The organism is Antribacter gilvus (genome assembly GCF_003946865.1).
In the GTDB taxonomy this organism is placed as follows: domain Bacteria; phylum Actinomycetota; class Actinomycetes; order Actinomycetales; family Cellulomonadaceae; genus Antribacter; species Antribacter gilvus.
This window is the reverse complement of the sequence record NZ_QXTH01000018.1, coordinates 15,042-33,963: the sequence shown is the minus strand read 5'-3', so window position 1 is coordinate 33,963 and position 18,922 is coordinate 15,042. Positions and strand designations below refer to the sequence as shown.

The following is an 18,922-nucleotide window of genomic DNA, read 5'->3' as shown; positions in this document are numbered from 1 at the left end:
GATCACGGACATTGGGGCGCGAAGCGGGTCTTTCGATCCGCTGCGGCCGTCAGACGTCCCTCGCCGAGGCAACCGGAATACTGTACCCGTCTGCTGGTCGCCACCGAAACTCGGGGGTCGGTCTGGTGCGACACACCCCGGCTCAGGCGGTGGTGTCGCGCCCTACGACGGCCGGCAGGTCGGGCACCGGACCCACGGGAGTGGTACGCCGCGGGCGGTAGACCACCTGCGAGTGGAAGACGAACCGCAGCAGAAAGGCGACCACGAGCGTGACGGCCTGGACCAGCACCGCCGGCGCCCCGGTGGCCTCGACGATCCAGATCAGGAAGGGCAGCCGGAGGGCCGCCTCAGCGCCGTTGAACGCGAACGAGTGCGCCGCCCGGTTCCACAGGCTGCGGCCCTCGTTCCGCAGGTCGCGGAAGACGAAGCGCTCCTGCAGGACGAAGTTCGTGGTGATGGTCACGGCTGCGGCGACCACCGCCGCCCAGACGTAGCCCAGCTGGAACGGGTGGACCAGGACCCACATGATCGCCAGGTTCGCGACGGCGCCGAAGGCGCCGATGATGGCGAACCGTGACATGCGGCCGAACCGCAGGGACGCCAGCTGCTCCACGTACCGGAGCCCGTTGACGAACGACGCCTTGGACTCCCCGGCGAACCGCTCGCCGAACACGAACGGCTCCTCAGCCACCACCACCGTGTTCCGGGTGAGGATCTCGAGGAGGATCTTGAAGCCGCGCGGACGCAGGGCGTCCAGCTCCAGCGCGTCGGGCCGCACCGCGAAGAACCCGGTCATCGGGTCGGTGACGTTCCGCAGCCGCTTGGGGAACATGGACCGCGCGAGCAGCGACGACGCCGTCGACACCAGGCGCCGCCAGCGGCCGTCCAGGCCGTTCGCGTCACCACCCTTGAGGTACCGCGAGGCCACCACCACCTCGGCCCCGAGCTTCTCCCCTGTCGCCACGAGCGACGGCACGAGCTCCGGAGGGTGCTGCAGGTCGCCGTCCATGACGACTGCCCACTCGGTGGTGACCGAACCCAGGCCCTCGACGACCGCCCCGCTGAGACCGCCCGTGGGCGTCTCCCGGTGGATCATCCGTACCGGCAGGGCCGACGACGCCGCGACCCGCTCGATCTCGGCCGGCGTGTCGTCACGAGAGTCGTCGACGAACAGCACCTCCGCGCCGCGTCCGACGAGCGCCTCCTCGAGCCGGCGCACCAGCTCGGCGATGTTCGGTCCCTCGTTGAATGTCGGGACGACAACGGTGATGCTCATGAGCCCTCCCGACGTTTTCGTGGTCCATGACACGGTTCCCCATAGGTCACGTTCTCGTCAAGTCAGCAAAATCGCTTAGGTAGTTCCCCCGTGGCGCCCGACGGCCCGTCCGGAGGGATCTCCGCACGCCAACAGACCTGCGCTAATCTCTGCGGGCGAAAGACATAGGGAACCTCTCGCTCAGCGTGTCCGGAAATCCAGGGGGTACCTCCGTGACGTCTACGACCGGCCCGTTCGGCCCGCCGCCGAAGGTCGCTCCGCTCGTGCCCGGCGACCCGGCCGAGCTCGGCGGGTACGAGCTCCTCGGGCGCCTCGGCAGCGGCGGCATGGGGACCGTGTATCTCGCGCGCATGCGCAGCGGTCGCCTGCTCGCGGTGAAGGCGGTCCTCGCCGAGCACGCGCGGACGCCGGACTTCCGCACGCGCTTCCGCCGGGAGATCGAGGCAGCCGCCCGGGTCCGCAGCCCCTTCACGGCGGCCCTCGTCGACGCCGACCCTGACGCACCCCGGCCGTGGATGGCCACCGAGCACGTCCCCGGCCCCACGCTCGCGCAGGCTGTCACCGACCGCGGACCGCTCCCCTCGACCGCGGTGCGCTCGCTGGTCGCGGGAGTGGCCGAGGCGCTCGTGGCCATCCATCGTGCCGGGCTCGTCCACCGCGACCTCAAGCCGTCGAACGTGATCCTGGCCCCGGACGGCCCCCGCGTCATCGACCTCGGGGTGGCCCGCACGCTCGACGCGACGGGCCTCACCACGACGGGCCTGCAGATCGGCACGCCGCACTTCATGGCACCCGAGCAGGCGCGCGGCGTCGGGGTGACACCGGCCGCGGACGTCTGGGCCCTCGGCCTGCTCGCGTACGTCGCCGCGACCGGGCTGCGCCCCTTCGGCGACGGCACCCCGAGCGCGATCCTCTACCGCGTCGTCCACGAGCAGCCGGACCTCGGCGCGTGCCCGGACTGGCTCCGCCCGCTCGTCGCGGCGTGCCTCGCCAAGGACCCGGCGGCTCGTCCCTCGCCGGCTGCGGTCGCGTCCGCCGTCGGGCAGCCCGGCTCGCTCCCGCTCGGTGCGGTCGCGGCACCGGCTGCGCCCTTCGCAAGGGTCACCGCTCCAGGGGCCGACGACGACCGGACCTCCCTCCGCGCACCGCTTCCCGTGCCGCTCCACACGCCCGTCCCGGACCCGTTCACGAGCATGGCCACGGCCACGCACCTGGCGGCGCCGGTCACTCTTCCGGACGGCTCCGCGCGCGGGGGGCACGGTGCGCCACCGCCCCGCAAGCCGCGCCGCGCCCTCCTGGTCGGCATCGCCGCCGTCCTGGTCGCAGGCCTGGGCACGGCGGCCGCCTTCGCGTTCCAGCCCGACGACGAACGGGAGACCCCGCCGGTCGCGTCGCCATCCGCTTCGCCGACCCTCCCGTCGCCCTCGCCGGAGCCGCCTGCGCCGTCACCGTCGCCGTCACCGGAACCGTCACCGTCGGTCGAGCCACCTACGCCGTCGCCGGAGTCCGCACCGGTCCAGGTGGAACCGCCGCCGCCCGCCCTGTTCACGATCGGGACGGTGGGCATCGCCGGCAGCCCGGTGTTCGGCCAGGACCTCACCGCGACCGCCGACGGGTGGGTGCCCGCACCCGAGGCGACGACATGTGTCTGGTTCCGGGGCACCACCCGGCTCGCGACCGACGGGGGCTGCACGTACCGGGTGCAGCAGTCCGACGTCGGGCAGCAGCTGAAGGTGGAGCTGACCGCTACCGCCGCCGGGCACGAGCCGGGGTCCGCGATGTCCGGACACACTGCCGAGGTGGTCAAGGCGACGCTCGCCGTCGACACGCCGCAGGCCACCGGGACCTTGAGGGTGGGCCAGCGGTTGACGTGCAAGGTGAACAGCATCCCGGGCGCCTCGTACGCCTACCGCTTCTACCACGGCGACGGCGCGGGCGACCCGACCGAGTTCGCGAAGACGGGCCGCCCCCTGACCCAGCACTACGCGACGATCCCCTCCGCGGCCGAGGGCTTCAAGGTCCGCTGCAACGTGACCGTCACCAAGCCGGGCTACACCACCGTCGACAAGAGCAGCGCGGCGGTGGGGCCGATCAAGCCGAAGTGACGTACAGGGCTCCCGGATCGGCACCGCCGTCGTCGAGGGTCACCAAGGCGGTCGACGCGACCGCGCCCCCGGGCCGCCGGTACGAGCGACCGGGGGGCGCGTCGTGGAAGGTCGCTCCGACCCGTCAGACCACGGTCTCCAGGACGTAGGCGTCGCGCACGCCGGCGAGGGCGCTCGGGAGCGCTGTCTCGTCCTCGACGACCAGATACACCAGACCCGTCGTCGAGGCCGAGTGCAGACGCGACCCGATCACGTCGCCCACCGTGGTGAACATCTCCACCCGGACGACGCCGGGAAGTGCTGCGAGCTCGTCCGCCGAGGTGATGCGGAGCACACGGCCGGGCCTCGTCGGCAGGTCGCAGTTGACGACGATCCCCGGCTGCATGCGCTCGCCCTTCCCCAGGTGCGGCACCGGCAGCCCCAGCGAGATCGCGAGGAAGGCTTCCCAGAGGTCCACCCCGAGCTGGAGGCGGATGCTCTCCACGATGCCGCCACCCGCGGGACGACACGCGATCTCGCCTACGACGAGCCCTTCGGCCGTCTCGAAGACCTCCAGGTGGGTCACCCCCTCCTTGAGCCCCAGCGTCGACACGACCCGCTGGTGAAGCTTTGTCACCTCGTCGGCCAACGGGTCGCCCGCCGCGAGGAAGGACGAGCCGGTGAACGCGTCGATCTGGCCCAGCAGCGGCATGAAGTAGCGCTGGACCGCCGCGAACCGCACCGTTCCGTCCACGACGACGCCGTCGCAGTGCAGCTCGTTAGTCACGTCCACCAGGCGCTCGACCACCACCGGCGAGCCGCTGTCGTCGAGGCGACGACCCGTCGTCGCCCAGAAGTCCGTGAGCTCTCGCGGCGTCCGCACCACGGCGGTCTGCATGCCGCCGGTCCCGAGCACCGGCTTCACGACGACAGGCCCGCCCAGCTCGCGAAGAGCCCGTTCGACGCCCGCACGGCCCACCGTCTGGACATGGTCCGCCACGGGGAGGCCGCCGCGGGCCAGGACGCTCTTCATGATGCCCTTGTGGGAGAAACGCAGGGCGGTCTCGACCGTGGTCCCCGGGAGGCCCAGCATCGAGCGGACGTAGCCGCCTGCCGGGACCGAGCGCTCCGACGGCGAGACGACGGCGGTCACCGGGTCCGCCGCCGCGATCCGCAGGACCGCACGCAGGACCTCCTGGACGTCACCGACGTCAGAGACGATCGTCAGCTCCACCTCCGAGCCCGCGTAGAGACCTGTGTAGGAGCTCTCGGTGACGACCTGGACGCGCGCGCCGGGGGCCATCGCGCGGATACGGGGAACGACCCCGGACTTGCCGGTGTTGATCACGACCACATGCATACGGTTCACGCGTCCTCTCCGCCCGCGAGCCCGCACCCGCGGTCCAGGTACCAGACTGTCGCGACGTAGACGGCCCACCAGGCTTCCGCCGACCTCAGGGCGTCCGGGTACTTCAGCCACCCTGCCAGCGCGCTCGCCGCCGCGACAGCAAGTCGCGCGCGACCGACGCCCTCCCGCGGGTCCGCGAGCGCGGCCACGAGGTCGGCTTCCAGGTCCGCCAGGCTGCCCTCCACCCTCAGGTCCAGGGCAAGGCCCGTGACATCGACGATGCCGTCCGACAGCGTCGGCCCGCGCTCCAGGAGGTCCTCGTGACGGCCCGCGTCCACGGCCCGGAGGACCGCGCTCATCGGCAGCAGGCTGTGCAGCAAGGTTCCCAGGTCGAAGGCCGGGTCGCCGACGCCGTCGACAAGCTCGAAGGTCTCGTCCCACGCCTGCCGGGGGTCGATCAGGACAGGACTGCCGTCACCACGTCTGAGCATGTTGCGCAGGTGCACGTCCCCGTGCATGAGCGCACCCTCTGCCGGCGCCAGCCGATGGGCGACCCCGTCGAGCCGGCCGACCGCCTCGTCCCAGCCCGGGATCACACGGCCGCCGGGAAGGCGCACGGCCGCGCCGAGCACCCGGGCGGGCGACCCCTGGACCCCGAGCGCGTCGAAGCACGCCAGGAAGTCCGGGTGGTGGCGCAGCACCGTAAACCTCCGGCGGAGGAGGTAGTCGGTGGCGGCGGGCCCCCCCGCCACCGCGGTCCTGCCGGCCGCACGGCCCAGTCCTTCGACGAACGGCCGGAGCACCGCTCGTACGCCTGGGTCGACCCGCTGACGGCGCTCGTCCGCGAAGACGTCGTCCTCGATCGTGCCCGAGGGCAGGTGCTCCATCACGATCGACGACCGCTCACCCTCCTCGAGGACGCCGTGGACGGCCGGCACCAAGGATGGCTCGCCGGGAGCCGTCACGGCGGCGAACCGGCTGAGCGCCCGGACCTCCACCCGGGCCACGGCCGTCGACGTCGTCTTCACGACGAGGGTCCCGTCGGCAACGAACGAGACGATCCCGTCGCTGTCGGCACCGCACGGGTACGACACCACCTCGGCCCCGTGCTCCGGCGCGGCCCTGCCCGCGACCGCTGCCCACGCCGCCAGCCTCTTGGCGGCGACGACCTCGATCAGCGCCCTCGTGTGCGCCGCCGAGTCCGTGATGTCCTCGAACAGCGTGCCGCCGAGCACGCCGCCGAGCACGAGGGACCACCTCGTCAGGAATCGGCCCTCGTCGGTGTCGACGTGCGGCAGGAGTCCTGCCGTGACCTCGTCCACCTGGACGTGCGCGTCACGCATCTCGCCCACCTGCGGCCGGTCCGCGTCCTGCGTGCTGAGCACCAGGACCTCGACTCCGAGGCGCTCGAGCGCCTCCCGGGCCAGGTTCAGCACCGCGAGCTGGCTGGTGCATCCAGCAAGGGAGGAGATGCGCTCGCCGACCCCGACCCCCGGGTACGCGAGCACGACCCGGGGCCGCAGCCCGGTCCGGCCCGAGCCCCGGAGCAGCCGGCCGACCGCCACCAGCTCGGCCTCGGTGGCCTCCCGTGCGACGGCGTGCAGCTCGTCCGTCGCGCGGCTCACGGGGCCGCCACCTGCACGCGAGCCAGCCCGGCCGCGTCCACGATGGCCGCCGCGCGGAAGGGCATCAGCGAGAGGAGCACCTCGCTGAACCCGTGCGTGTGCTCCGCGAAACCCTGGAGGAAGACCTTGGCGCGGAAGTCCTGCGAGGTGCTGACGGAGTAGTCGCGTCCCATGACGTACCTGTCCAGATCATCCTTGTCCAGCCAGCGCTCGAGCGGCGCGAGCGCCGGGACGGGCATGGCGTAGCGGTATCCGGTCGCCAGGACGACCACGTCCGCCTCCAGGTCGACCAGCGCGCCGGTGTCGAGCCGGCGGTACGTGGCCACGGCGTGCGAGTCCTCGCCACGAGCGGTCACGAGCTCGCTGTACCGCTGGATCTCCAGGTCCAGCGCACCGGCGACCTTGTCCGCGTAGACCTCCTTGTAGATCTGCGGGAGCACGTCGTAGCTGACCCCCGTGTGGGCCGCGAGCCGGTAGTCGTCCAACACCTTGGCGCGGAACTCGGGCGACTGCTCGTAGAACCAGTCCGTCGTCTCGGGGAGGAACAGCTCGTTGACGAAGTGGGTGTCGTCCTCGGGACGCGGGGCGAACCCGCGGAAGCTCCACACCACCCGGGCCTCGGGGTACGTGCGGCGTACATGGAGGAACACGTCCGCCGCCGTCTGGCCGGCCCCGACGATGTTCACGGTGTACGGCGCCCCGGTGTCGGTCAGGAGAGCCGGCAAGAGCTCGCGCGTTCGGGACGCGTGGAACACCCGGGGGCCCGTCTCGGCGCCCGACGGTGTCACAGGTTCCCCGCCGGGCGCGAGGACCAGCGAACGCGTCAGGACCTCGTGCTCGCGTCCCGTCGCCATGTCGCGCAGGATCACGGCGAGCACCTCGACCGGTTCGCCGGGCTCGGACGTCGGCCGGACGTCGACGACCTCGGTCGACCATCGGACGACGTCGGACAGCTCGTCCGCTACCCACCGGTAGTAGTCGTTGAACTCGATCCGGGTGGGATAGAACTGCCGGAGGTTGATGAAGTGAGCGAGCCGGCCGCACTGCTCCAGGTAGTTGAGGAACGAGAACCTGCTGCGCGGGTTCCGCATCGTGACGAGGTCCTTGAGGAAGGACACCTGCATCTCGGCTCCCTCGAACATCAGCCCCTCGTGCCACGAGAACGCCGGCTTGCGATCGACGAACAGCGTCGAGAGCCCGGTGCCGGCCTCGCGGGCCGCCACCGCCACCGAGATGTTGGACGGACCGAAGCCGACCCCGACGACATCATGGACGTGCTGCATGGATCTCTCCCCTGTTGTGATCGGCAAATGTCTCGTGCGGTCGCACCGCGTCCGAGAGCCGGGACTCGACCTCGGCCTCGTCCTCGCCCTCGACGAGGACAGCGGCCCTCGCGTCGACCGAGCTGCTGGGCGTGCGGGATGCCTCGTCGGGCCTGTCGTACCGGACCACCCATTCCGGGAGCGGCTCGCGGAAGCCGACCCGGGGCCCGCCGTTCCAGAGCAGCCAGCCTGTGGGCCCGGCTCTCCTGGGCAGCACGCCGCGCTCCGGGAGATCCATCGCGTCGACAGCGAGCAGGCTCGCCGCGCGCGAGAGGTCGACGCCGTAGGTGTGCCTCACTGCGTCCCGCACCAGCGCGCCGCCGACGCGGCACGCCACCTCGCCGGCCCGGAACGAACCATCGGCGAGCCGGTAGAACTCGGCGTGCACCACGTGGACGCCGTGCCCGCGCGGCAGCCCGGCGACGAGTCGCCGCACCGCCGCGGTGGTCGTCCGGTAGGCCGTCGAGGTCTCGTCCAGCATCACCGAGCCGAGGTTGTGGGTGACGAACGTATGTGGCGGGGTGGTGTACCGGGACGCAGAGGCCAGGACCACCCGGTCCTCCCGGACCAGTGCGTCGACGTGGAGGACGTCGCCCGGCAGGTACTCCTCCGCCATGAGGGCGCCCGACCCGACCGCCCGGACCAGTGCCGGCTCGTCCGCCAGCGCACGCAGGCAGGTGCCGCGGTCGGCGAGGATGCGGACGCCCACGGAACCGGCGCCCGATCGCGGCTTGACGACGACCGGCCCGAGCTCCCGCACGGCGTCGAGCAGGTCTCCGGCACAGCGAAGACCACGTGCCCCTGGTGGGGGGACGAGCGGGTCCCGGTACAACGCGCGCATCCGGATCTTGTCGCGGAAGAGCACCGCGACGTCGGAGGGCTGCCCGGGGACGCCGAAGGTCGTGCGGAGCTCCGCGGCCCGCAGCACGTCGTCCTCGGAGTTCGCGACGATCCGGTCGGGCGTGTCACGCCGGCACAGGTCGGCCAGCGCCTCGAACGACCGCCCGTCGTCGTAGCCGTCGAGGACCACCCGGCGCGTACCGGGTGCGAGGTCGCTGTCCGGTCGGACGGTCTGCCTGCCGGTCACGAGAGTCACCCGGACCCCCGGCGCCGCCTCGGCCAGCCAGACGTCGGGCCGCGCCGTGGAACCGGGCCTCTGGAGCACGAGCACGTGCACGGCTAGCTCACCTCTGCGGCGGCAGCCCGGGCGTCCGGCGCGCGCTCCGGCTCCGGCTCTCGCGCTGCGTCCAGACGGCCGAGGACCGGCCGAACCAGACCGGTCGCGAGTGCGACGACGAGGGCGAGCCCCACCCACCCGGGCCAGCCCGCGGCCAGCACCACTCCCGTCACGACGAGCGGTCCCACGACCTCCTGGACCGCGGGACCCAGCGCGAACACCGACAGGTGCTCGCTCCGGCGCGCCGGAGGCGCGTAGCGGTACGACAGCTCCCAGGCGGCGATCGAGTGCCACATCTCACCGAACGTCAGGACGACGACGGTGCCGACCAGGAGGGCGCTCGCGACGACCGCCGAGCTCGGCACGCCGGCCAGCGCCGCGACCACGCACGCTCCCGCCACGCACGCGCCGCCGAAGGCCCACGCACGCTCGGCCCCCCGGGCCCGCTCCACGATGCCCGAGAGGGGCACCTGGAGCGTCACCACCAGGACGGTGTTGGCCACGAGGAGCCCCGCGACCAGGTACTCCGGCGCGGCCGTCCCGGACATCGTCCAGAGCGGCAGGCCGACGGACAGGAGGGTCATGTGCACGCCGAGGACACCGTTGAGCCCGGTGAGCGCCAGGTACCACCTGCCGACCTGCCGACCGCCGCGACCGGGGCGACCCCCGCTTGCCCGCCCCGCAGGCTGCCGGACCACGACCGGCAGCGACCGGGCCAGGACCGCGAGCGCCAGCGCGGCGACGAGGAACGTTGCCGCGTCGGCGACGATCAGTGCCCGGAAGGCGTCCGACGAACCCGTCGCGATCACCGGAGCGGCCACGGCCGAGCCCACGGCGAAACCGATGTTCCGCACGGCCCGCATCGCCGACATCGTCCGGGTGCGGTCCTCGTCGCCGACGGCCAGACCGACCACCGCCTGCGAGGCCGGCGAGACGACCCGGTCGACGAGCCCGACGGCCGCGCTGGCCAGCACGAAGCCGACCGGGCCGTCGACGAGCGCGAGCCAGGTGAACGCCCCGGCACGCCAGAGCTGGAACAGGACGAGCATCCTCGTCGCGCCCCACCGGTCGCACGCCCGTCCGAGGGGCACCGTGGACAGGAGCGCCGCGCCGCCGCAGACGGCCAGGCCGATCCCGACCTCCGTGTGCGTGAGGCCCACCGATCTCACGAAGAAGATCGCCGACGCCGCAAGATACAGCCCCGTGCCGAGCGAGTCCACGAGCGCGATCCCGACGAAGAGCCTGCCGGCGCGCGTCCGGGGGACGTACCGCTCCAGGATGCGCCCGCTCACCGGGGCACCGTCTCGACGGCGAGCTCCGCCGCGCGGGCCCGGGCGTCCGCCAGCGCCCCCTGCGGGGTCTCGGCCACGACGACGACGTGCCCCACGCGGTCCCACGAGCTCGACAAGGGCTGGACCTTGTCGCCGGGGGCCACCGTCAGCTCCGCGGCGACGACCCCGTCCCTCCGCAGCACCGCGGACGGCTCACCCACCCTGACCACCGTGCCGGGCACAGGACAGACGTAGGCGACCGCCGCCGCACGCAGAGGCCCACCGCGCTCGGGGCGAGGCTCGCCGCCCAGGACCGCCAGGTAGTCGGCCAGGAGGCTGCCGCCGTAGGCGAGGTCGATGAGGGTGTCGATCCCGTCCCCCGGAAGGCGTCCCGCGCACTCCACCAGGTGGGGACGGCTCCCGTCCACGAGGATCCACTCGGCGTGCAGCACCCCGTCACGGAATCCGACCGCTCGCACGAGAGAGGTCATCGCCGCACGGAGCCGTCGCCCGACCTCGGTGGGTAGTGGCGCGGGCACCAGGTGCCCGGTCTCGACCGGGTGCCTTCCCTCCGCCACGGCCTTGGCCGTCACGTTCGCGAACGTGACGGACCCAGCGACGACGAGGGCCTCCACGCTCACCTCGGGTCCCACCAGCAGCTCCTCGACCATGTAGGCGGTCGGTGGCGCGCTCGACGCACGCGCTCTCGGCTCCTCGACGGCGCTCGCGACGGTCCAGGCGGCGACGGTGTCATCCTCCGCCCCGAGGCGGAGCACGCCCAGGCTCGCCTGCCGGTTGGCGGGCTTGAGCACGCATGCGTCCCGGGTCGTCCGGAAGCCCGCGAGATCCTCGGCGTCCCGTACCTCGCGCCACGCCGGCTGCGAGATGCCCGCGGCCTCCGCCGCACGACGGAGCAGCCGCTTGTCCCGGAGCCGGCGTGCCGCGTGGAGACCCGCACCGGGGAGGCACCAGCGTTCGGCGAGCGCGGCGGCGGCGACCACGCCGTACTCGACCGCGGGAATCACAGCGCGGAGCGTCGACGGGCGCTCGACCCCTGCCGTGGCCGACTCGATCGCGTCCTCGTCCTGGATCGGGACCGCGCGGACCTCTGCGACGCACGGATGCTTCGCCGCGCGCCGCTCGACCTCGCGCACCACGATGACGTCCCGTTCTTCCAGGACCACCACAGACCCCGCGGGCACGAGCTTGTCGAGATCAGCGAGCAGGCCCTTGCTAAAACCGGAAGTAACGAACACCCAATCAGTTAACCCTGTCGTTAACTTCTGTTCACCCATGGTTCACATCGTGAGATAACGTGCAAAAGGGACGCCAACAGACCCGCATAGCGGGGTATATCGCCCAAATAATCGCAGCCCGCGGCAACGATCAGGTCTCAAGAAGTGGTACTTCAGGACCTCCAACGGCAAAGAGGACCTACGATTCCACCGCACTGTTCAATGCAAGGTTGGGGGGCCTTATGGCATCGGTCAGCACGCGAGAACAGGCCGGGCGTCTGCCGGACGAGGGAAGCGAGATCGTCGAGGGCATCGAGGCGGTCCGAGAGCGCCTCACCCAGCTCGCCGCCGGGTGCCGTTCGTCTCTCTGGGCGTTCCAGCCTGGTGGTGCTCAGTCCCCCGCCGCGCTGGCCGCCTCGCGCCCGCTCGACAAGGCCACCCTGGCGCGCGGGGTCGACATGCGCACCATCTACCTCGACAGCCTCAGGAACGACCAGCCGACCCTCGACCACATCACCTGGCTGGCCGAGCGGGGCGCCGAGGTCCGGACCGTACCCACCCTCCCGATGCGGATGCTGGTGGTGGACAGGCAGGTGGCCGTGATCCCGCTCGATCCCGAGGACAGCTCCGCCGGCGCGCTGCTGCTCTCGACCGCACCGGTTGTCGCCGGCCTGGCCGAGCTCTTCCTGGCCACGTGGCGCAGGGCGGCACCGTTCTGCGAGCGGCGACCCCGCCGGTCGACAGTGTTCGCCCCTCAGGAGCAACGAGCCCTGGAGCTCTGGGCCGAGGGATGCACCGACCAGATGGTGGCCCGGAAGCTGGGGGTGTCGCACCGCACGGTGCGCCGGATCAGTGACCGCGTGTCGGCGGAGATCGGAGCGACGAGCCGGTTCCAGGTGGGGCTGCGCGCCTCGGAGCTCGGTCTCGTCCGCTCCGCCGAGCTTCCCTGACCGCTGCTCGACCTGGGTATGCCTCCGCACGGTCACCTGCTCCTCAGTGCCGCCAGCACGGAGACCACGAGGAGGAGGCCCATCGCCGCGGAGAGTACGGGATCGAGCCTGCCCTCGAGAAGCACCTCGGTGGCGAGGACGACCGCAGGCAGCGTCGCGATGACGAGCGACGCCGGCAGCGGCGGGCACAGGGTGATCCCCCACTGCAGCAGGAGGATCGGCGCAGCCACGCACAGGACCGCCGTGAGCGCCACGCCGCGCAGCTCCGCCGCGTCCGCCACTCCTGAGGCCAGGGCGGGGATCGCCAGCGCTCCACAGACGACCCATGCGAGGTGGAAGCGCACGGCGGCGACGTCGACGGCCCCCAGGCCGCTGCGCGCGAACCGGTGGCTCGCCAGGAGGATACCGACCGCGCACGCTCCCGCGAGGACCGAGAGGGCAACCCCCAGCACCGTCTGCCCGACGCTGCCGGGAGGCTGCGCACCGCCCACAGACAGGACCGCGACACCTGCGCAGGCCGCGAGGACGAACACGGGCCACGCCAGGCTGCGGGCCGTCTGCCCACCGCGCAGCACGGCGAGCACCGTCACGGCGAAGGGACCCACCCCCGTCTCGATGACGCTCGAGGCAGTCGGCGGGACGAGGGTCACGGCGACATAGAAGGAGACGAACGCTCCAGCGGTCGCCACGTTGATCCATACCGCGTCACGAAGGCTCATCCGCGCCGATCCCGGGACGGGGGAACCACTCCGGGCGCGGATCCCCGTACGCGCGGCCATCGCAGCAGCAGCAGCCGCCGCGAAGGCGACGAACGTGGCGAACGTGGCGAGCGAGGGGGTCACGGTCGAGCCCACGATCGCCGTTCCCACGCCCTGCCACACGACCGCGGCCGCGACCACGAGGACGCCCGCCGAACCGGTCCTCTGTACCGCTCGCTCGACGACCGGGGCGACGACCTGGTCGCTCACGAGAGGGCCCCTGCGCGTGACACCTCGCGCGCGCCCGGGAGGGCGCCCAACCGGTAGTAGCCACCAGCAAGCTCGACCAGCCGGGAACGCCGCAGGTCCTCGTCGACCAGGGCGCCGTCGGGGTCGCTGAAGAAGAGCAGACCGCCCGACGCGGTCGTGACACGCCCGTCCGTGCGGAACACCTGCCCGAGCCGGGGCTCGTCGTACACCCCCGCGAACGTCGGCAGCCGTTCCGCCGGGCCCCAGTCGAGCCCGGCCAGCTCGCCGTCCTGGCGCGGGGCGGGCATGTGCCAGCCCACGCAGGCGTCGGGGCGCCCGTCCGCGACCGCCGCCTCCGCGGCCTGGAAGCCGTACCGGACGCTGTCGGCGAGCACCGTCACCTGGCTGAAGCCCCGGTCCTTCCGGTAGACAGCGGTAGGGACCGTCGGCCCCATGCACCGCCCGTTGTACTCGATCAGCACCCACCGGTCGCCGGATCGGCGAAGCTCCGTGTGCGAAGCGCCGTCCCGCACACCGAGCGCCTCCAGGAGCCGGAGCACGTACGCGACACTCGACGCGTACAGGGGGTCGTCCGTGGCGATCGTCCAGGCGCTGTAGATGTGGGGGGTCTCCCCGGACTCGTCCATGCCGTAACGGAACACCTCGGTCACCAGGTGCGATCCGTCGACCGAGACCACGTTGACGAAGTACTGGTCGCCGACGACGCGTTCCTGGACGAGTACCTCCTGGTTGGCGATCCCGAGAAGGTTGCGTGCCCCCAGCACCCTGCGGGCCACGTCAGCGACGTCGTCCGGGCCCGGGCAGATGAAGCAGCCGTCGCTGCCGCCGCTGCCCGCGGGCTTGACGACGAACCCGTCGGCGAGGCCCGCCGTCGCCCAGTCCTGCTCGGACAGCTCGCCTTCGTCGCGGAAGAGCCAGGTGCGCGGGGCCGCCAGCCCTGCTCGCTCCGCGCGCTCGACCATGCCTCTCTTGTTCCGCCGGTGCCAGATCAGCTCCGGAACGTTGCCAGGGACGCCGACGAGCGAGGCGGCCCAGTCCGCCGCCGTGACGGAGCGCTCGGAGCCGGCCAGGACCCGGTCGAAACGCTCACCGGACAGCAGGTCGACCAGCTCCGGGTCCGGGTCGCTGTGCTGCCCCGGCGCGGTGAACTCGACCGGCGCCTGCTGGCTGTACACGTGCAGGTCGGTCCCCTCGGCGCGGCCAAGGACCTCGACCAGGTCACGTCCGCTGGACACAGGGTCGATGACAAGGATCTTCATGACTCGGCAAGCCTTTCGAGAAGCGACATCAGCGGATCGCGGACGGTGTACGGACAAGGTCCCCGGAGTCTTCGATCTCGTGCAGGGAAGCCAGCACGTGCGCCACGAGCGCACCGTCCTCGTGCACGAAGTAGGCGATGCTCTGCCGCGCGGGCTCCTCCTGCCGGACCTGCGGCGTGCCGACCACGGGGAGATCGACGACGCTGTGGAAACCAGGCATCCGGCGCAGCGAACGGAGCCCGTCGGCCGACCGCCGCCTGCCCTCTCCTCGCTCCCGCAGATACGCGACGCCGACCGCGGCACGGGGCTGGTATCCGTGGCCGAGCCGCCGCTCGAACTCCCGCGGCCGGAGGTATCGCTCCACGGTGAGGTACCGGTGGCTGTAGCCCAGTGCTGCGTGGAACGGGTCCGTCCGCCGTCCGACCTCGATCAGCGAGGAGCTCGTCCGGACCAGCCGTGGACCGTCAGCGCCGTGCAGGACCTCGGTATGGGCCGGACCCTCCCGGACGCCCAGAGCGTCAAGACCCGCGAGGGCGCAGGACACCACCTCCTGCTCCCGCCGGCCCGCCTCGTCGGACGCGAGCAGGTGGCGCAGCACCGGCACGCCCGCAACGAGGTCCACGCGGGCGCTCATGACCTCGGTCACCAGGTGGCTGCCTGACAGACTGACAGTGCTGACGACGTACCGGTCACCACCTGCCCAGCCGCGCAAGGAGGCGGGGACGCACCCCGGCTCGTCCTCGTCCAGGCCGGTGAGACCGACCACGGTCCGCGTCGCACGGAGCCCGAGGTGCGCCACACCGGCGGTCCGGAGAACCGAGAGCGTCTGCGCCCCGTCCGCACGCGCCGCGCGCCGGCACGGGTCGTGATGATCCAGGCCCAGCGCCTCCGCGAGCTCGTCCGCGAGCGCCGGCCCGCCCCTGTGTGCTGCGACGACAACTCGTGCGCCCAGGTCCCGCAGGATCCGGACGGTGGACTCGAGGTCGTCGTGCAGGACCCTCAGAGCCGCTGGGTCCTCGTCGTATGCGCGCTTGCGGGCCTCCGAGTACACGTGGACGCACTCGGCGCCCTCCTCGCGGAAAGCGGCGGAGAGCCCGAGACCGTCCCCGGCCGGGTCGACGAGGACGATCATCAGTCGGCCCCCTCGAGCTGCGCCGACACCAGGGCAGCGTGCTGGGCCGAGGCACGGAGGTAGTTGACGACGGGAAACGTGGGCCAGGCCGTCGCTCCGAGCGCCCAGATCCGCTCGGCGGGAGTCCCCGGCCCGCGGTCCAGCCGGAGGTCACGTCGCACCCGGACCGGGCCTCCGCCCGCCTCGGAGCCAGGGCGTGGCTGGCCGGCTCCGCCGTCGAGAATGATCGTCCCGGACGCGTCGAACCGGTGCTGCGGCCGGCGGTGACCCACCGCCGAGACGATGTGGTCGAAGCCGGCGGACGTCCCGCCGTCCGCCCAGACGACACGCCAGCCGCCCTCAGGTCCGGGGCTGATCGACCGGGCGAGACCGCCGGCGAGCGTCAGCCTGCCTGCCCGCGCATGGCTGACGAGACGACGTGCGTTGCGTTCCGGGATCGCCGAGACGTACCGGGAGACCGACTCGCGGCAGCTCTCCATGATCCGCTGCCTGTGGTCTGCAGAGATCTCCGGGAGCACCGAGTTCATCGCGTCGATGACCTCGGACACGATGTCCTGCCACGGCACGTCGTCGGCCGCGGCACGGGCCGCCTCGGCGGCGAGCTGGTCCAGGGGGTCGCGCCTGGCCGGTTCAACCCCGGCCGTACCGGCACCTGCCGAGCGTGCCAGACGGACCAGCCGGCGTGTCACGTGGCGCAGCCCCTCCTGGGTGGCGAGGTGCGCGGCCCGCGCACGCCACTGCTCCGCGACCCCGTGCGCCCGTCCGCGAACGAGCCGGGTACGGACAGCGGGAAGGCGGCCGGACGGCGAGGAGAGGGTGACGACGCACCCGTTCTCCAGGAGGACCAGCGCCGCGTCCACCGCCCCCAGCTTGCTCCCGAGCACCAGGACGCGGGACCCGGGAGGCACCTCGTGGAGCCGTGAGGGAGCGACGGGCATGACGGTGACGCCCGGGCTGTTCACGTGACTCTCCAGGACCTCGGGAATCTTGGGAGCTCCCCCACCGGTGCAGATCAGGACATCACCGGCGAACAGCTCGTCCCCGCCCGCCAGTACGAGCCGGTAGGTCCCCGGGCCGCCGCTGATCGAGACGACGCGGTCCCGTACGTGCGTGACCGGCCGCCGCGTCCGTCGCATCGCCGACCGCGCCTGGAGATAACGTTCCCGCAGGTAGCAGCCCACGAGATATCGCGGGACGAAGTCGGTGGAGCTCACCGGCCACCCCCGGCCCACGAGGTAGTCGAGAAGGTCCGACCGGCCGTCCGGACTGAGCGAGGTGACGTCCACCGACGTGTTGCAGAGGACTCTCGAGCCGCCGGCCGAGAATGCGGGGGTGAGCCCGATGTCGTTCGGCGCGATGATCGAGACGCTCTGCACGGCGGAGCCGCTCGCGAGCTGCACAAGAGCCGCGACCGCCGTGGGACCGCCGCCGACGATCGCCACGTGGCGGCCCGGTGCCGCGTCCGGACGCGTCGACGACGTCTCCGGAAGCTCAGATGCCGAGTACGACATTGATCCCCAAGATGATGAGAACAAGACCGGTCACCGTCCCGACGGCTCGCTGTACCGCCGGACGAGCGAGGAGCTGACGCACCCTGCTGACCATTCCCGCCACAGCGACGAACCACGCGACGGTGACGAGTCCCGCGACGACAGAGAGCAGGACGACCTGGGGAAGGTCCGGGTCCGCACCGACGAACTGAGGCATCAGCGCGACGAAGAAGACCGCGGCCTTGGGATTGAGCACGTTGCAGGCGAGCCCTTGCCAGAACGCCGCCGCCACACCCTGGCTCGGGGCGAGGGTCTGCTCGGGGCCTGGACGAGCGGTCTCGGCTGGTCGCCATGCCCCCCAGACCGCTCGCGCACCCAGCCAGACCAGGTACGCGGCGCCGAGGAGGAGGACCCCGGTGAACAGCGCTCTGGAGGCGGCGACGAGGGCGGCGAGGCCGAGACCCGTAGCGACGACCCACGCCACCACGCCGAGACCTACACCCAGTGCGGTGGCCGCGCCGCCACGGAAGCCCGCCGCGGCGGCATTCCTGAGGACGACGACAAGGTCGGGCCCAGGAGAGATCACCGCAACGAGAACCACCAGGGCGAACGCGGCCACCGTACCGGTCATGACCATGCGATGAGGCGCCCGTCTGCGGTGATGCCGATGAAGAAGGACAGCGTCACCCGTCGGCCCGCGCCCGTCGCGGGCTCGACACGGTGATAGTTGCGGGGGTCGAAGAGCATCGCGTCACCTACCTCCGTCCGCAGGCTGACGTTCGGCTGGCCCTCGACGAGCTCGGCCGAATAGCCGTAGCCGTCCCGGTGGTTCTCGTCCTGCGGGTGCCAGCGACGGCGGAAGACCGTTGCCTCACCCCCGGTCTCCGGCATCGCGAGATGGCAGTTGAAGGCGAGCTGCACGAGCGGCATCTCGTCGAAGACGCCGGGGAACTCGCGTACCACCTCGTCAAAGTGCATCCGGGCGCCCTTGTTGATCTCCCGGATCATGCCCGCGAAGAGCTGGCGACCACCCACGGTCGCGCAGTCGATCCTGCTGGTGCCCCAGGCGGACTCGAGCCGGTCGAAGGCCGTCCAGAGCGGGTCGCGCCCCGACACGAGAGACCTGCGGGTGGTCGTGGCCTGGTCGGCGTGCTCCCAGTACGAGTCGGCGAGCTGACCGTCGAAGTACGCGTCATAGGCTGCCGGGCCCAGCTTCGCGATGCGCGGCACCACCACCTGCTCGTCGTACGCCCCGAGCTCGCACGTCTCCAGCGCATCCATGATCTCCGTGCAGAACCCCACGTCGAAGAAGTTCTTCACCTGTACCGCCGCGGTGGTGCCGGCCGCGAGCGACACGATGTGCTCCCGCGTGAGGCTGTCCGTCGATACCACGTCGAACAGGCCGTGTACCGGGGTCGCTGCTCCTGCGTTCTCCTGCTGGACCGTCATTCGTCGTCTCCTTTTCTCGGAGGTGTCTTCGTGAACCGAGCCCGGGCGGGCGTTGACAGCGAAAGAGCCGTCATCAGTCCCAGACCCAGTTGTCGCTCGCCACGTCCGCCGTCGTGAATGTTCCGCCCGGCTCTCCACCCGCCGTGGTGAAAACCATTCCGAATACCAGGACAATGAACACGAGCACGGTGTTGCGGCGCATCACGCAATTCCCCTCAATGCGGTCGGGATGACGAATGAATCACATCATGCGTTCCCGCGACCCGGCAGTGGTCACTTTTGGCCACACCACGACCCGCACCACGACCGTCCGCAGACGACAGAGCGGGCGGCCCC

General features: G+C 71.8%; 16 protein-coding genes. 2 read left to right on the top strand and 14 right to left on the bottom strand.

The genetic code is table 11. The features are described 5' to 3' along the window. Window positions 1-142 precede the first annotated feature (142 nt). A complete protein-coding gene (locus D1350_RS22165) occupies window positions 143-1,276 on the bottom strand; it encodes a glycosyltransferase (protein WP_125778231.1) in 1,134 nt (377 codons plus the stop codon). A 212-nt stretch (window positions 1,277-1,488) separates the two neighbouring features. Between D1350_RS22165 and D1350_RS22160 the strand changes: the two genes are divergently transcribed. Further along, complete coding sequence (locus D1350_RS22160; RefSeq protein WP_125778230.1) at window positions 1,489-3,381, top strand: serine/threonine-protein kinase; 1,893 nt, start codon at window positions 1,489-1,491, stop codon at window positions 3,379-3,381. Window positions 3,382-3,505: 124 nt separating this feature from the next. Here the strand turns inward: D1350_RS22160 and D1350_RS22155 are convergent, their stop codons facing one another. From D1350_RS22155 to D1350_RS22130, 6 genes are read right to left on the bottom strand one after another with little or no spacing between them, the layout of a single operon-like run. Next, window positions 3,506-4,720: an ATP-grasp domain-containing protein gene (locus tag D1350_RS22155; RefSeq protein WP_240644288.1), complete on the bottom strand. Its 1,215-nt coding sequence runs from the start codon at window positions 4,718-4,720 to the stop codon at window positions 3,506-3,508. 5 nt (window positions 4,721-4,725) lie between these two features. Further along, a complete protein-coding gene (locus D1350_RS22150; protein ID WP_125778228.1) occupies window positions 4,726-6,333 on the bottom strand; it encodes an aminoglycoside phosphotransferase family protein in 1,608 nt (535 codons plus the stop codon). Further along, window positions 6,330-7,616, bottom strand: coding sequence for a lysine N(6)-hydroxylase/L-ornithine N(5)-oxygenase family protein (locus tag D1350_RS22145; protein WP_125778227.1), 1,287 nt, complete (start codon window positions 7,614-7,616; stop codon window positions 6,330-6,332). Before D1350_RS22145 ends, D1350_RS22150 begins: the two co-directional genes overlap by 4 nt. Beyond that, a complete protein-coding gene (locus tag D1350_RS22140) occupies window positions 7,600-8,832 on the bottom strand; it encodes an ATP-grasp domain-containing protein (RefSeq protein WP_125778226.1) in 1,233 nt (410 codons plus the stop codon). The genes D1350_RS22145 and D1350_RS22140 overlap by 17 nt, the downstream gene beginning before the upstream one ends. Before the next feature lie 2 nt (window positions 8,833-8,834). Beyond that, window positions 8,835-10,124, bottom strand: coding sequence for an MFS transporter (locus tag D1350_RS22135; protein WP_164545280.1), 1,290 nt, complete (start codon window positions 10,122-10,124; stop codon window positions 8,835-8,837). After that, window positions 10,121-11,359, bottom strand: coding sequence for an ATP-grasp domain-containing protein (locus tag D1350_RS22130; RefSeq protein ID WP_164545279.1), 1,239 nt, complete (start codon window positions 11,357-11,359; stop codon window positions 10,121-10,123). The genes D1350_RS22135 and D1350_RS22130 overlap by 4 nt, the downstream gene beginning before the upstream one ends. A gap of 221 nt (window positions 11,360-11,580) precedes the next feature. On the opposite strand from D1350_RS22130, the gene D1350_RS22125 reads away from it, so the two are divergent. Then, on the top strand, window positions 11,581-12,288 hold the full coding sequence (locus D1350_RS22125; RefSeq protein WP_125778223.1) for a LuxR C-terminal-related transcriptional regulator: 708 nt from the start codon (window positions 11,581-11,583) through the stop codon (window positions 12,286-12,288). A gap of 32 nt (window positions 12,289-12,320) precedes the next feature. On the opposite strand, the gene D1350_RS22120 is transcribed toward D1350_RS22125, so the two are convergent. The 7 genes from D1350_RS22120 to D1350_RS24800 all read right to left on the bottom strand — a co-directional run bounded on the left by D1350_RS22120 (window position 12,321) and on the right by D1350_RS24800 (window position 18,791). Then, complete coding sequence (locus tag D1350_RS22120) at window positions 12,321-13,256, bottom strand: hypothetical protein (RefSeq protein ID WP_125778222.1); 936 nt, start codon at window positions 13,254-13,256, stop codon at window positions 12,321-12,323. Beyond that, a complete protein-coding gene (locus D1350_RS22115; protein ID WP_125778221.1) occupies window positions 13,253-14,515 on the bottom strand; it encodes an ATP-grasp domain-containing protein in 1,263 nt (420 codons plus the stop codon). The genes D1350_RS22120 and D1350_RS22115 overlap by 4 nt, the downstream gene beginning before the upstream one ends. Before the next feature lie 28 nt (window positions 14,516-14,543). Further along, window positions 14,544-15,647, bottom strand: a complete 1,104-nt coding sequence (locus D1350_RS22110) for a hypothetical protein (RefSeq protein WP_125778220.1) — start codon at window positions 15,645-15,647, stop codon at window positions 14,544-14,546. Beyond that, the gene (locus tag D1350_RS22105; protein ID WP_125778219.1) at window positions 15,647-17,158 is read right to left on the bottom strand and encodes an FAD/NAD(P)-binding protein; all 1,512 of its coding nucleotides are present in this window, start codon (window positions 17,156-17,158) and stop codon (window positions 15,647-15,649) included. The genes D1350_RS22110 and D1350_RS22105 overlap by 1 nt, the downstream gene beginning before the upstream one ends. After that, entirely contained in the window at window positions 17,139-17,768 is a 630-nt protein-coding gene (locus D1350_RS22100; protein ID WP_164545278.1) for a LysE family translocator, read from the bottom strand. The genes D1350_RS22105 and D1350_RS22100 overlap by 20 nt, the downstream gene beginning before the upstream one ends. Beyond that, on the bottom strand, window positions 17,765-18,586 hold the full coding sequence (locus D1350_RS22095; RefSeq protein WP_125778217.1) for a 2OG-Fe(II) oxygenase family protein: 822 nt from the start codon (window positions 18,584-18,586) through the stop codon (window positions 17,765-17,767). The genes D1350_RS22100 and D1350_RS22095 overlap by 4 nt, the downstream gene beginning before the upstream one ends. A 73-nt stretch (window positions 18,587-18,659) precedes the next feature. Next, window positions 18,660-18,791 (bottom strand): hypothetical protein, encoded by a 132-nt coding sequence (locus D1350_RS24800; protein WP_276313782.1) that lies wholly within the window; start codon window positions 18,789-18,791, stop codon window positions 18,660-18,662. Window positions 18,792-18,922 lie beyond the last annotated feature (131 nt).

Excerpts from the sequence above, each read along its gene's own strand:
- D1350_RS22125 (WP_125778223.1), top strand. The coding sequence starts at position 11,581 with ATGGCATCGGTCAGCACGCGAGAACAGGCCGGGCGTCTGCCGGACGAG.
- D1350_RS22155 (WP_240644288.1), bottom strand. The coding sequence starts at position 4,720 with ATGCATGTGGTCGTGATCAACACCGGCAAGTCCGGGGTCGTTCCCCGT.
- D1350_RS22165 (WP_125778231.1), bottom strand. The coding sequence starts at position 1,276 with ATGAGCATCACCGTTGTCGTCCCGACATTCAACGAGGGACCGAACATC.
- D1350_RS22115 (WP_125778221.1), bottom strand. The coding sequence starts at position 14,515 with ATGAAGATCCTTGTCATCGACCCTGTGTCCAGCGGACGTGACCTGGTC.
- D1350_RS22095 (WP_125778217.1), bottom strand. The coding sequence starts at position 18,586 with ATGACGGTCCAGCAGGAGAACGCAGGAGCAGCGACCCCGGTACACGGC.
- D1350_RS22100 (WP_164545278.1), bottom strand. The coding sequence starts at position 17,768 with ATGACCGGTACGGTGGCCGCGTTCGCCCTGGTGGTTCTCGTTGCGGTG.
- D1350_RS22105 (WP_125778219.1), bottom strand. The coding sequence starts at position 17,158 with ATGTCGTACTCGGCATCTGAGCTTCCGGAGACGTCGTCGACGCGTCCG.
- D1350_RS22110 (WP_125778220.1), bottom strand. The coding sequence starts at position 15,647 with ATGATCGTCCTCGTCGACCCGGCCGGGGACGGTCTCGGGCTCTCCGCC.
- D1350_RS22145 (WP_125778227.1), bottom strand. The coding sequence starts at position 7,616 with ATGCAGCACGTCCATGATGTCGTCGGGGTCGGCTTCGGTCCGTCCAAC.